This window comes from Dongia sp., from assembly GCF_041918875.1.
In the GTDB taxonomy this organism is placed as follows: Bacteria; Pseudomonadota; Alphaproteobacteria; order Dongiales; family Dongiaceae; genus Dongia.
On the sequence record NZ_JAYRUV010000013.1, the window covers coordinates 13,859 to 27,397 of the forward strand.

Annotated in this window: 12 protein-coding genes and 1 riboswitch; of the genes, 8 read left to right on the forward strand and 4 right to left on the reverse strand. The window is 65.0% G+C overall.

Annotation, left to right across the window (positions count from 1 at the left end; all coding sequences use genetic code 11):
• The first annotated feature begins 32 nt into the window (after positions 1 to 32).
• The 8 genes from ACE3TY_RS14435 (at position 33) to ACE3TY_RS14470 (ending at position 9,407) form a co-directional block, all read left to right on the forward strand.
• On the forward strand, positions 33 to 497 hold the full coding sequence (locus ACE3TY_RS14435; RefSeq protein ID WP_374654131.1) for a hypothetical protein: 465 nt from the start codon (positions 33 to 35) through the stop codon (positions 495 to 497).
• A gap of 82 nt (positions 498 to 579) precedes the next feature.
• Positions 580 to 2,655, forward strand: coding sequence for a thioredoxin domain-containing protein (locus ACE3TY_RS14440; RefSeq protein ID WP_374654133.1), 2,076 nt, complete (start codon positions 580 to 582; stop codon positions 2,653 to 2,655).
• Positions 2,656 to 2,804: 149 nt separating this feature from the next.
• Positions 2,805 to 3,860 (forward strand): ferrochelatase, encoded by a 1,056-nt coding sequence (gene hemH, locus ACE3TY_RS14445; protein ID WP_374654135.1) that lies wholly within the window; start codon positions 2,805 to 2,807, stop codon positions 3,858 to 3,860.
• Positions 3,861 to 3,988: 128 nt separating this feature from the next.
• Positions 3,989 to 4,420 (forward strand): protoporphyrinogen oxidase HemJ, encoded by a 432-nt coding sequence (gene hemJ / locus ACE3TY_RS14450; protein ID WP_374654137.1) that lies wholly within the window; start codon positions 3,989 to 3,991, stop codon positions 4,418 to 4,420.
• 137 nt (positions 4,421 to 4,557) lie between these two features.
• Positions 4,558 to 5,592 (forward strand): methyltransferase, encoded by a 1,035-nt coding sequence (locus ACE3TY_RS14455; protein ID WP_374654139.1) that lies wholly within the window; start codon positions 4,558 to 4,560, stop codon positions 5,590 to 5,592.
• A 311-nt stretch (positions 5,593 to 5,903) separates the two neighbouring features.
• Positions 5,904 to 7,265 carry a transcription termination factor Rho gene (rho, locus tag ACE3TY_RS14460; protein WP_374654141.1) on the forward strand — a complete coding sequence of 454 codons (1,362 nt, stop codon included), beginning with the start codon at positions 5,904 to 5,906 and terminating at the stop codon, positions 7,263 to 7,265.
• Between the two features lie 181 nt (positions 7,266 to 7,446).
• Entirely contained in the window at positions 7,447 to 7,962 is a 516-nt protein-coding gene (locus ACE3TY_RS14465; RefSeq protein ID WP_374654143.1) for a molybdopterin-dependent oxidoreductase, read from the forward strand.
• A gap of 2 nt (positions 7,963 to 7,964) precedes the next feature.
• A complete protein-coding gene (locus tag ACE3TY_RS14470; RefSeq protein ID WP_374654145.1) occupies positions 7,965 to 9,407 on the forward strand; it encodes a sensor histidine kinase in 1,443 nt (480 codons plus the stop codon).
• Positions 9,408 to 9,427: 20 nt separating this feature from the next.
• Here the strand turns inward: ACE3TY_RS14470 and ACE3TY_RS14475 are convergent, their stop codons facing one another.
• The 4 genes from ACE3TY_RS14475 to hemE form a co-directional block, all read right to left on the reverse strand.
• Positions 9,428 to 10,429 (reverse strand): quinone oxidoreductase, encoded by a 1,002-nt coding sequence (locus ACE3TY_RS14475; protein WP_374654147.1) that lies wholly within the window; start codon positions 10,427 to 10,429, stop codon positions 9,428 to 9,430.
• Positions 10,430 to 10,606: 177 nt separating this feature from the next.
• Positions 10,607 to 11,278: a 3,4-dihydroxy-2-butanone-4-phosphate synthase gene (ribB, locus tag ACE3TY_RS14480; protein WP_374654149.1), complete on the reverse strand. Its 672-nt coding sequence runs from the start codon at positions 11,276 to 11,278 to the stop codon at positions 10,607 to 10,609.
• 117 nt (positions 11,279 to 11,395) lie between these two features.
• A riboswitch (FMN riboswitch) is annotated at positions 11,396 to 11,562 on the reverse strand.
• 97 nt (positions 11,563 to 11,659) lie between these two features.
• Positions 11,660 to 12,202: a methylated-DNA--[protein]-cysteine S-methyltransferase gene (locus tag ACE3TY_RS14485; protein ID WP_374654151.1), complete on the reverse strand. Its 543-nt coding sequence runs from the start codon at positions 12,200 to 12,202 to the stop codon at positions 11,660 to 11,662.
• Positions 12,199 to 13,239, reverse strand: a complete 1,041-nt coding sequence (hemE, locus tag ACE3TY_RS14490; protein WP_374654392.1) for a uroporphyrinogen decarboxylase — start codon at positions 13,237 to 13,239, stop codon at positions 12,199 to 12,201. The genes ACE3TY_RS14485 and hemE overlap by 4 nt, the downstream gene beginning before the upstream one ends.
• Positions 13,240 to 13,539 lie beyond the last annotated feature (300 nt).

The window sequence follows — 13,539 nt, forward strand, 5'->3', positions numbered from 1 at the left end:
GATATCCACCGCGGGACCGTAACGGCGAGCCAATGACCGGCTACATCAACTATCTCGATCGGAAACCCGATCCGCGATTGCTGCGGCTGCAGGAAATCTGGCAGCAGCTCGGCGATGGCGGCAGATTGCCGGCCTATAGCGACGCGACGCTCAGCGAGTTCCCGCAGGCGATCGACCATGCCAGCCTCATCGAAATCCGGCACGAAGGCGGCAAGCGGCGGTATTTCGTGCTCAAGGACGGGCCGGCGGTAGTGGCTTGCGTCGGCATCGACAGCAGCGGCACCTATCTGGACGCACCCAGCGCCACGCCGGAATTCAACACCATGCTCATCAGCGACTATGACGGGCTGGTCGCCAGCCACCGCCCCCGCCTTTATGCCGAGGAACATCATCTCGACGACCGGGCGCGCAAGATCGCCGGCATCCAGCTGCCCTTCGCCACCGACGGACAGACCGTCGACTGGATCGTCGAATTCGTCTTCCCGATCGACGAATAGGATATAGTACCTATCGTTCCGGCAATTGGCCTTCCCAAGAACGCGGTTGATATGAGGATGCCCACGGGCCACTTTCCGCGCCATGACAAACCACGCGCCATCCACCCAGCCGGCCGGCCCCAATCCCAACAATCTGCTGGCCCATGAGACCAGCCCCTATCTGCTGCAGCACAAGGACAATCCGGTCGATTGGCGCGCCTGGAACAAGGCGGCCCTTGCCGAGGCGAAGGCGGCCGACAAGCCGATCCTGCTGTCGATCGGCTATGCCGCCTGCCATTGGTGCCATGTGATGGCGCATGAGAGTTTCGAGGATGCCGCGATCGCGCAGGCGATGAACGAGAAGTTCGTCAACATCAAGATCGACCGCGAGGAACGGCCGGACCTAGATCAGATCTATCAGCAGGCCCTCTCTCTCCTTGGCCAGCAGGGCGGCTGGCCGCTCACCATGTTCCTGACGCCCGACGGCAGGCCCTTCTGGGGCGGCACCTATTTTCCGAAGGAGCCGCGCTATGGCAGGCCCGGCTTCGGAGATGTGCTGAACGCCCTGTCCGACGCCTATCATGGCGACAAGGGGAAGGTCGCGCAGAATGTCGACGGCCTCGCGCAGGCGATGCATCGCCTGGCCAGCCCGCAAGGCGGCGGCGAGATCGCGCCGGAGGTGACCGACCGCATCGCCGAACGCCTGCTGCAGGAAATCGACCTGGTCAAAGGCGGAATCGCGGGCGCCCCCAAATTCCCGCAAGGGCCGGTGATGAACCTGCTGTGGCGCGCCTATTTGCGCAGCGGCGACGGGAGGTATCGCGAGGCGGTCATCTTGAGCCTCACCCGCATGATCCAGGGCGGCATCTACGATCACCTGGGCGGCGGCCTCGCGCGCTATGCGACCGATGCCGATTGGCTGGTGCCGCATTTCGAAAAGATGCTCTACGACAATGCCGAGCTGCTGGGGCTTCTGGCCGAAGCCTGGATCGCCACCGGCGAGCCGCTGTTCGAAACGCGCGCGCGGGAAATCGTCGGCTGGCTGCGGCGCGAGATGATGTCGCCCGAAGATGACGCGGGGCGCCGCGCCTTCACCGCCTCGCTCGACGCGGATTCGGAGGGCGTCGAAGGCAAGTTCTATGTCTGGGACGAAGCCGAGATCGACGAGGTACTCGGCGCCGAGGCGCCCTTCTTCCGCCATGTCTACGGCGTGAGCCCCGATGGCAATTGGGAGGGCGCCAATATCCTCAATCGCGGCCACCAGATGGGGCTGCTGGCACCCGCCGACGAACGGCGCCTGGCGCAAGCGCGCACCAGATTGCTGGCGCGGCGCGCCACGCGCATCCGTCCCGGCTGGGACGACAAGGTGCTGGCCGATTGGAACGGGCTGGCGATCGCCGCCCTCGCGCAAGGCGCGATGGTCTTTGCGCAGCCCGACTGGCTGGCGCTCGCCGAAAATGCCTTCGCCTTCATCGACGCCAACATGCACGATGGGGGCGGCCGCCTGCGCCATGCCTGGTGCAAGGGCCGGCTCGCCCATCCGGCGACGCTCGACGATCACGCCAATCTGGCGCGCGCCGCCCTCATGCTGTATCAGGCCGGCGGCAAGGCCAGCCATCTCGATGCCGCGCGCCGGATCGTCGCCGATCTAGACGCACATTACTGGGACCGGGACGGCGGCGGCTATTTCTTCACCGCCGACGATACCGGCGACGTCATCATTCGCGGCAAATCCGCCAACGACAATGCGACGCCCAGCGGCAACGGCACGATGCTGGAAGTGTTGGCAAGGCTCCATCATTTGACCGGCGACGATTCCTACCGCCAGCGCGGCGATGCCCTGCGCGATACCTTCGCCGGCGAGATCCAGCGCAATTTCTTCCCGCTCGCCACCTATCTCGGCGGTGTCGATTTCCAGCTTCTCGCCACCGACATCGTCATCGTCGGCGCGCGCGAGGCAGCCGACACGCGGGCGCTGCTCGGCGCGCTGCTGGCGCACCCACAAGCCCATACCGTTCTGCAAATCGTCGCGGATACCGATGGCTTTCCGGCCGATCACCCGGTCGCCGGCAAGAAGCAGGTGAACCGGCGCGCCACCGCCTATGTATGCCGAACGCAGGCCTGCTCGGCGCCGATCACCGACGCCGCCGACCTGGCCGCCGCCTTGAGCGATCGCTAGGCGGTCGGCTACAGTCGCACCGATCCACCCCTCACCCCGACCCTCTCCCCGCAAGCGGGGCGAGCGGATTTCAGGCAGATGCGCTTGGAAGCCCCTCGCCCACCGGGGAGAGGGGTTGGGGTGCGGGGGCAACCCGCTCCAGGAATCACATGCCCTCGCCGCGCCGCATCGCCATCGTGCTTTTCAATCTCGGCGGTCCCGATGCGCCGGCGGCGGTGAAGCCGTTCCTGTTCAATCTCTTCAATGACCGCAACATCATCGGCCTTCCGCAGCCGATGCGCTGGCTCGTCGCCAAGCTCATCTCGACGCGCCGCGCGCCCGTCGCGGCACATGTCTATGCGCAGATGGGCGGCCGCTCGCCGATCCTGCCCAACACCCAGGCGCAGGCCGCCGCACTTCATGCGGCGCTGGCCGACACGGGCGAGGTCAGATGCTTCATCGCCATGCGCTACTGGCATCCCTTCACCGAGGACGTGGCAAGGGCCGTGAAGGATTGGGAACCGACCGAGATCGTGCTCCTCCCGCTCTATCCGCAATTCTCGACCACCACCACCGCCTCCTCGCAGCGCGCCTGGGACGAGACCGCGCGGAAGATCGGCCTTGGCGCGCCGCGGCGGCTCATCTGCTGCTATCCGGACGAGCCCGGTTTCGTGGCGGCGCTGGCCGACATCACGCGCCAGGCCCTCGCCGCTTGTGCCGGCGAGGCGCCCGGCGCCGAACCAGCCATCATCTTCTCCGCGCACGGCCTGCCGAAGAAGATCGTCGATGCGGGCGATCCTTACGTGGCGCAGGTCGAAGCGAGTGTCGGCGCCGTCGCAAGGGAGTTGGGCCTTGCATCCGCGCAATACCGGATCGCCTATCAGAGCCGCGTGGGTCCACTGGAATGGGTGGGGCCGGCCACCGACGCCACGATCCTCGCCGCCGCCAGGGCAAGGCGCCCCATCGTCGTCGTGCCGGTGGCCTTCGTCTCGGAACATTCGGAAACGCTGGTCGAACTCGATATCGAATATGGCAAGCTCGCCAAGGCAAACGGCGCGCCCGCTTATGTGCGCGCGCCCACCGTCTCAACGCATCCCGCCTTCGTCGCCGGCCTCGCCCGGCTTGTGCGGGCAGCGCTGAACAATGAAGGCGCCATCCAACCCGGCTGCACCCGCGCCGCTTGCACCGGCCACAGCCAGTGCGCGCTGACGCGGGTGGGTCTGTAGAAGACTCTTCCCTCCACCTTCAGGGGGAGGGTAAGGGTGGGGCGCAAGTGATGATCGGGGCCGATCGAGACTGAACGCGGCCCCCCACCCACCTCCCCCCTGAAGGGGGGAGGCAATGAGCGACGCAAATGACCGACCTCTATTCCTGGATCAAGGCCCTGCATGTCATCGCCGTCATCGCCTGGATGGCGGGCATGCTCTATCTGCCGCGCCTTTACGTCTATCACAGCAAGGCCGCGCCGGGATCGGCGATGAGCGAGACGTTCAAGGTGATGGAGCGGCGCTTGCTGCGCGCCATCATCAACCCGGCCATGCTCTCGGCCTGGGCGCTGGGCCTCACCATGGCGTGGCTGGGCGACCTCTGGGCCGAAGGCTGGTTCCAGGCCAAGCTGCTGCTGCTTCTCGGCATGCAGCTGACCCATGCCGGCTACGCGCGCTGGCGCCGCCATTTCGCCGAAGACGCCAACCGGCACACCGGCAAATTCTATCGCGTCATGAACGAGGTGCCGACGCTGCTCATGATCGGCATCGTCATCCTGGCGATCGTGAAGCCGTTCTGACCTGATTCGATATTGGTCGCGCTATCATCGCCTCGGGTTCGTGACGGCGATCACATTAACCCGCAACGCCCCTTGTCCCCTGCACCGAATGCGCGCAGAAGCCGCCTCATAGAGGGACGGTATCCGGACAAGGAAACATGATGACCAACCTGCTGACACCCGCCCGCCTGCTCGATATCGGTTTCGGGTTCGCCCGCGCGCAGACCCTGCTCAGCGCCGTGGCGCTGCAACTCTTCACCAAGCTCGGCGACGGCGCCCTCACCGCCAAGGAACTGGGCGACAAGCTCGGCCTCGACAAGGCCGAACGGATGCGGGCCGACTTCTTCGACGCGCTCGTCGCGCTGCAGCTGCTGGAGCGGAGCGGCAACGGTACTACCGCGCGCTATCGCAACACGCCGGAGGCCGGTCTTTTCCTCGACAAGGCAAAGCCTTCCTACGTCGGCGGCATATTGGAAATGGCGCAGGCGCGGCTCTTTCCCTTCTGGGCCGACCTCAAGACGGCGCTGCTCACGGGCAAGCCGCAGAACGAGATCAAGCACAGCGGCAAGCCGATGTTCGAGGAACTCTATGCCGAGCCGGCGCGGCTGGAACAGTTCATGCTGGCCATGGCCGGCATCAGCCGCGGCAATTTCCAGGCCTTCATCGACGGTTTCAACTTCGCGCCCTACCGCTCCTACTGCGACGTGGGCGGCGCCACCGGGCTGCTGGCCGGCATGGTGGCGCGGGCCAAGCCGCATCTCACCGTTTCGACCTTCGATCTGCCGGTGGTGGCGCCGATCGCCACGCGGCACCTGGCGGCGCAGGGCCTGGACAGCCGCGTCGCCATCCTTTCCGGCGACTTCCTCAAGGAGGGCCTGCCCAAGGCCGATGTCATCAGCATGGGGATGATCCTCCACGACTGGAACCTCACGGGCAAGATGCACCTCATCCGCGCCGCCTACGATGCCCTGCCCGAGGGCGGCGCCTTCGTCGTCATCGAGCATCTCATCGACAATGAGCGGCGGTCGAACGCCTTCGGCCTGCTCATGTCCCTCAACATGCTGATCGAGTTCGGCGACGCTTTCGACTACACGGCGGCCGATTTCGAGGGCTGGTGCCGCGAGGTGGGCTTCACCCGCTTCGCCACCCTGCCCCTTTCCCCCGTCGCCAGCGCCGCCGTGGCATATAAATAAGGCCCTCATCCGCCGGGCGGTCTTCCGGCCGCCCGGCCCATTTATTAAGGTCATTTGACTTCCGCCCCGAATTCCGGTAGGGCTTTTATACGGGTTCCGGTTCGCCATTCGGGTCGTGCCGGCCCTGTCTTTGCAGCACCTCCGCTCCATATCATGTTGGCCGGCCCGGGACTGAAACGGGCAATGACGTGACATAAGGGTCGGCTTCAAGGTCCGAAGACCACATTCCGGCAACGCCGTTTCCAAGCATCCCACCCCCCATCGCAGCCGCAGCCCCACAGGGTCTCCCGCTCCTCAACTCCAAGAAACACATGAATTTACAAGAACTTAAGCGCAAGTCCCCAGCCGAACTCCTGGAGTTCGCCGAGAGCTTGCAGATCGAAAACGCCAATTCGCTCCGCCGCCAGGACATGCTCTTTGCCATCCTGAAGCACCTGGCGGACAACGACACCGCCATCTTCGGCGCGGGTGTCCTCGAGATCCTGCAGGACGGTTTCGGCTTCCTCAGGAGCCCGGAGGCCAATTACCTGCCCGGGCCCGACGATATCTATGTCTCCCCCTCCCAGGTGCGCCGCTTCGGCTTGCGCACGGGCGACACGGTCGAGGGGCAGATCCGCGGCCCCAAGGATGGCGAGCGTTATTTCGCCCTCCTCAAGGTCAACACGATCAATTTCGAGGATCCGGACAAGATCCGGCACCGCATCAATTTCGACAATCTGACCCCGCTTTACCCGGACGAAAAGCTGAAGATGGAGCTTGAGGGGAAGGGCGACGACAAGATGCCCGAACCCGAGGCGCTGCCCAAGGCCGAAGCCGCCCGCACCGTCGAGATGAGCAGGCGGGCCTTGAAGGCGCGCGAGAACCGCGACATCAACAAGGTCGATATCACGGGGCGCGTCATCGACCTCATCTGCCCCATCGGCAAGGGCCAGCGCGCGCTCGTCGTGGCGCCGCCCAGGACCGGCAAGACGGTGATGCTGCAGAACATCGCCAACTCGATCGCGGCCAACCATCCGGAAGCCTATCTCATCGTGCTGCTCATCGACGAGCGGCCGGAAGAAGTCACCGACATGTCGCGTTCGGTGAAGGGCGAGGTCGTCTCCTCGACCTTCGACGAACCGGCGGCGCGCCACGTCCAGGTCGCGGAAATGGTGATCGAAAAGGCCAAGCGCCTGGTCGAGCACAAGCGCGACGTCATCATTCTGCTTGATTCGATCACGCGATTGGCGCGTGCCTACAACACCGTCGTCCCCTCATCGGGCAAGGTGCTGACGGGCGGTGTCGATGCCAACGCGCTGCAGCGTCCCAAGCGCTTCTTCGGTGCCGCGCGCAATATCGAGGAGGGCGGGTCCCTGACCATTATCGCCACCGCCCTCATCGATACCGGCAGCCGCATGGACGAAGTCATCTTCGAGGAATTCAAGGGCACCGGCAATTCGGAAATCATCCTCGACCGCAAGCTCTCGGACAAGCGCACCTTCCCGTCGATCGACATCACCAAATCGGGCACGCGCAAGGAAGAGCTGCTGGTCGACCGCGCGACGCTTTCCAAGATGTGGGTGCTGCGCCGCATCCTGATGCCGATGGGCGTCACCGACGCGATGGAGTTCCTGCTCGACAAACTGAAGCATTCCAAGACGAATGCCGACTTCTTCCAGTCGATGAACCAGTAGGAGACAGGGCCGGTGAGAAATCGCCGGCCCTTTTTCCTGGGCCAAGGCCGATCGCATCCCGCGCTGGCTCGATAGCGGCTTGAGGTCTTTTCCCCCATCTTAACGGAAGCTAAACCATCTCTGCCGATAGTCTGGGCGGGCCCTGGGGAAGAGGGCCGCAATCCGGGGGATATCGTTCGACATGCCGCTGCTGCGCGCCATCACGATCGGCGCCGTTCTACTGCTGGGCCTATCCGTGCCCGCACTGGCGCTGGACCCGCTGCCGGCGCCGCAGGGTCCCGTGCTGCTCACCGTGGCCGGCAAGATCGCGATCGGCAATACGCCGGGCGGACGCGCCGAGTTCGACCTCGACATGCTGCGTGCCTTGCCCAGGAGCGGCTTTGCCACCAGCACGATCTGGACCGACGGCGTGCAGCGTTTCGAAGGCGTGCTGGTCGCGGACCTGCTGGCGCGCCTGGGCGCCACCGCATCCGAAATCGACGCGACCGCCGCCAACGATTACGAGATCCGCTTTCCCGCCGCCGATGCGACGGAACATGGCGCGCTCATCGCCTATGCCGCCAACGGCGCGCCGCTGCCGGACGACAATAAGGGACCGCTCTGGATCGTCTACCCCTACGACCGGGACGAGGCGCTGCGTTCTGAACGCTTCATCAGCCAGTCCGTCTGGAGCCTCGAAACCATGACGGTCTACTGACCATGCGCAGCGCGGTCTTCCTGAAACCCGTCGCCTGGTGGAAACGCGGCGTCGCCGCGACCTTCGCCATCGTGATCTGCGGCTTGCTGGTGGCCCTGCTGTTCCTGCGCGACGATGTCTCGCAGCATTTCGACCGCATGCGCAGCGCCGCCGCCGGTGCCATCATCTGGAACAGCGCGCAGTTCGAAGTCGATGCCGCGCGCTTCGGCACCAGCTTTGCCGGCATGCATGGCGGCGATCCGCACCGCCTGACGCCCGAGGCGCTGCGCCGCTGGCGCGCGTTGCAGAACCGCTATGCCATCCTCAATGCCGGCATGGTTCACCGCGAACTGACCGGCAGCCCGAATGCCGCCGCACTCCTCCCGGCCATCGAGGCGAACATGGCAAGCCTGCACGAGGAGCTGGAGGGCGAGGGTGCGGCGCCGCTCGCCCGCTATGGCATCATCGCCGATCTCATCGCGCAATTGCAGTCGAAGGCGCACCGGCTGGCGGTCCTCACCACCACGGCGGCGGCGGCCAAGGACGAGGCGGCGCGCGAATCCCTGGCCGATCTCATGGACACGATTGCCGCGGTGCGCATCGCGCTGGGCATCCTGCTGGGCATCGGCGTCGTAACGCTCTTCTGGCAGCAGACGCGCATGCGGCGCCTCACCAGCGAACTCGCGCGCGCCAAGCTCCTGGCCGAGGATGCCAACCGCGCCAAGACCGACTTCCTCGCTCATATGAGCCACGAATTCCGGACGCCCTTGAACGCCATCATCGGCTTTTCGGATCTGATGAGGGCGGAGATTTTCGGCCCCGTCTCGCCGCCGCGCTACAAGGATTATGTCGGCGACATCGCCGATGCGGGCAACCATCTGCTCGGCCTCATCGACAAGGTGCTGGACGTGGCCAAGATCGAGGCCGGCAAGCTGGAGCCGCAGCCACAGCCGGTCGACATCTCGGATCTGCTGAAGACCTGCGCCGACCTCATCCAGCAGCCGCTGGGCGCGCGTCAGCTGACGCTGAGCATGTACCTGCCGGCCGAACTGCCGCCGGTCCTCGCCGATCCGCAGCATCTCAGGCAGATCATGCTCAACCTGCTCAGCAACGCGGTGAAATTCACCATGGCGGGCGGCGAGGTCAGCATGGGCGCCGTGCGCAAGGCGACCGACGACGATGCCCGAAATAATGCCGGCAATGAGGACGGCATCGAAATCTGGGTGAAGGATACCGGCATCGGCATCGCCCCCGCCGATATCGCCAAGGCCCTGGCCCCGTTCGGCCAGGTGCGCACCAATGCCACGACGGCGCAGCAGGGCACGGGCCTGGGCCTGCCCATCACAAAATCGCTGGCCGAACTCAATGGCGGTCGTTTCGAGATCGAGAGCGCCCCGGGCAAGGGCACCCGCGTTTCCATCCATTTCCCGACCGGGCGTCTCGCCCCGGAAAAACTCGCGGCCTGAAAAACTCGCGGCCCGATCCTTCAGGGCAGCAGGACGACCGAGCCGGTGGTCTTGCGCGCCTCGAGATCGCGCTGCGCCTGTTCCGCGTCCTTCAGCGCGTAAGTATGGCCGACGCGGATCCTGACGGCACCCTTGGCGACGACGTCGATAAGGGCATTGGCCGAAAGTTCCAGATCCGCGCGCGTCGCCGTATAGGCCATCAGCGTCGGCCGCGTCAGGAACAGCGAACCCTTCTGCGACAGCAGCAAGGGCTCGATCGGCGGCACCGGGCCCGAGGCATTGCCGAAGGTGACGAGATAGCCGCGGGGCTTGAGGCAGTCCATCGAGGGGATGCAGGTATCCTTGCCCACCCCGTCATAGACGACATTGACGCCCTTGCCGCCGGTAATGTCCTTGACGCGCTTCACCCAATGGTCCGATCCGGCTTCGGCGCGGTAATCGATGACGTGATCGGCGCCCAGCGATTTGACGATGGCGCATTTCTCCGCCCCGCCCGCCGTGCCGATGACGATGGCGCCCAGATGTTTCAGCCATTGCACGGCGATGGAGCCGACACCGCCCGCCGCCGCATGGAACAGGACCCAGTCGCCCGGTTTCACGGTATAGGTGCGGCGGATGAGATATTCGACCGTCATGCCCTGCAGCATCATGGCGGCGGCGGTGTTGAAATCGATGCTGTCCGGAATCTTCACCAGCTTGTCGGCCGGATAGTTGCGCCATTCGCTGTAGGCGCCCAAGGGTGCCGCGCTATAGGCGACGCGGTCGCCGACCTTGAGCGAGGTGACGCCCGGCCCCAGCGCCTCGACGATGCCGGCCCCTTCCAGCCCGATGCCGGACGGCAGCGGCACCGGATAAAGCCCGCTCCTGTGATAGGTGTCGATGAAGTTGAGCCCGCAGGCGCGGTTGCGCAGCGTGACCTCGCCAGCATTGGGCGCACCGAGTTTCACTGTCTCCCATTTCAGCACCTCGGGCCCGCCGGTCTGGTGGAAACGGATCGCATTGGTCTCGGTGGGAATGATCATGGCGCGGCTCCGGGTGGTGAGTGGAATTGGGGCGAGCATAGCCAGAGAGAACCGGTTCGTCACGCACCCCCACCCAACCCTCCCCCTAAAGGGAGAGGGCTTTTTCAACGCGTTTCCTCGCTCCACCTCCCTCTCCCTTCAGGGGGAGGGTCGGGGTGGGGGTGGCGACTGAAGATCCTACGCCGCCTTGGCCAGCAAGCTCTGCCGGTAGGCGACGATGTCGGCGATGGTGAGGACGGGGAAGCCGTTGCGGCGGCCATAGGCCTTGGCCTGGCGGCCACGCAGCATCTCGCCGTCGCGCGTCATCAGTTCACAGAGCACGGCGGCGGAACCCAGCCCCGCGATCTCGGTAAGGTCGACCGAGCCTTCCGTGTGCCCGCGCCGCGCCAGCACGCCGCCGGGCGCGGCGCGCAAGGGGAACATATGACCGGGGCTGACGATGTCGCCGGGCTTGGCGCCTGGCGCGATGGCAGTCCGCACGGTGGTCAGCCGGTCCGCCGCCGAAACACCGGTCGTCACACCCAGGCGCGCCTCGATCGAGACGGTGAAGGGCGTGCCGAAGCGGCTCTCGTTGCGCACCGCCATCATCGGCAGTTCCAGCCGGTCGACGGTGGCGGCATCGAGACAGAGACACACAATGCCGCTGCAATCGCGAATCATGCGGGCCATGATGTCGTGGCTGAGGTTGCTGGCGGCCGCGATGAGGTCCGCCTCGTTCTCGCGGTCGTCATCGTCGAGCACGATCACGGGAAGGGCCGATTGCATCGCCTGCACGGCCGCCTCGATGCGGCCCTGAACGCGCGACAATTCGGCTTGGGAATAGTGCTTGATGGTGGTCTGGATATTCATGTGAAACGCTCCTCGCATCTGTTTTTGCGACAAACGTTCCAGGGCAAAACCATGACGCCCGTTGCCGGAGTCCGCATCATCACACGGGATGACGGGACCCTGAAAAGGGTGCCACGATCTCGTCTTCTTCCATCCGGACTATGACCGTCGGCTCAGGATTTCGACCTGATCTGCTTGACCCAGGATGGCGAACCGCCCTGGCGCTCGCGGGCTCGACCCGCCGGCAACCTTGCCGGAAAAGTCCTACCGCCGGTGGGGATTTTCACCCCGCCCTGAAGACGTATTGACGGTCCGGAACATGGCAGGTGGCATAGTGTCGCGTCAAGCGAGGGAAGGTCGAGGCAGACCCATTCCCTCCCCCCTGAAGGCGGAGGGAATGGGTCAGAACAGCCGTCCCTGGCCTTTTTCGAGATCCAGCAGGAAGCGCTTGGCCGTCAAACCCAGATCGCTCGAATAGCCGCCCAGCGCCGCCGTGCCGACGACGCGGTGGCAGGGAATGACGATGGCGATGGGATTCTGCCCGCAGGCGGTGCCCACGGCGCGGGCCGCGCTGTAATCCTGCTGGCCCATCAGCGTCGCCAGATCGCCATAGCGCCGCGTCTCGCCGAAGGGAATGCGCAGCAGCATATTCCACACTTCGACCTGAAACTCGGATCCCGGATAACTGAGCGGCAGGTCGAAATCGGTAAGCCTTCCTTCCAGATAGGCCGCCATCTGCTTCCTCGCTTCCTCGGCCAGGGCTGAGGAAACCATGACCTTTGGCTCTATCTTGCGCCAATAGCATTGCGTTACGGCCGCGTCGTCACAGCGAATCTCGATCCAGCCGATCCTGGCGCGCAGCACGGCGCCGATCGGGATGCCACCCGCTGGAACGGCTTCGTCACCCGCTGGAGCGGATTGACCCGATGTCTCAGATGCGCTCACCGCCGCCAGGCCTGGACCTGCTTCACCAGATCCTCGACATGCTGCGGCGGCGTCTCCGGCACGATGCCGTGGCCCAGGTTGAAAATGAACGGACCCTGGCCAAGCGTATCCAGGATCTTCGCCGTCGCGTCCCGCATCGCCACGCCGCCGGCCACCAGCAATTGCGGATCGAGATTGCCCTGCAGCGCGATGCGCCCCTGCAATTGCGTGAAGGCCCAGTCCAGCGGCACGCCGGAATCGATCCCCAGACCGTGCATGAAGCTGGCGCGCGCGAAATCGAGATAGCCGGCCCCGCAGCCGCGCGGAAAGACGATTACCGGCACTTCCGGATGCGACATGCGCACCCGGTCGACGATGGCCTTCATCGGCGCGAGGCTCCAGCGTAGCAGACCCGCATGGTCGAGCGCCCCGGCCCAGCTGTCGAAGATCTGCAGCACTTCGGCCCCGGCTTCGATCTGCGCGATCAGATAGCTTGCCGTCGCATCCACCAGCAGATTGGTCAGGCGCTGGAAGCTTTCCGGCCGCTGATAGGCCCAGGCCTTGGTCCTGGCATAATCGCGCGAGGAACCACCCTCGATCATATAGCTCGCCACCGTCCAGGGAGCACCCGCAAAGCCGATCAGCGCCGTCTCCGCGGGCAGGGCCGCCTTGATGCCGCTGACGGCCGTATAGACCGGTTTCAGCCTGGCATGGAACTGGTCCATGGCGAGGCGTGCCATGCCCTCATCGTCCGCGATGGCGTCGAGCAGAGGCCCGCGCCCTTCCTCGAAGCGCAGACCTTGCCCCAGCGCGTGCGGTACGACCAGAATGTCGGAAAAGAGAATGGCCGCGTCGAAACCGAAACGGCGGATCGGCTGCAGCGTGACCTCGACGGCAAGGTCCGGATTGTAGCAGAGATCCAGGAACGAGCCCGCTTTCATACGCGTTGCGCGATATTCGGGCAGATAGCGCCCGGCCTGGCGCATCAGCCAGACCGGCGGCCGCGCCACGGTCTCTCCCTTCAACGCCCTTACCAGCAATTTGCCCGCTGTTTGTATGGTTCCGCCCAACGCCGTTCCTCGTTCCAGCCTGTCCGCTCTCAAGTCCTGTTCTTCCTACATCTCTAATAGATAAGACTCTAGGTGGAAGATGATGATGCGCGGTGAATCACGAGAATCCCCGTTCTTGGGTTTCTCTCCCCATCCTGGCGCGTATAAGCCGGACCGTCACCCGCCACGGCGCCGCAGGATAAGTCTGTGGGTGTGAGAGGGCCGACCTTTATGTTCTTTCGGTCGTCATCTCCGGAGCGAAGACCCCCGGGATCAAGTACGGGCATGACGGAATAACTGAATGGGGAA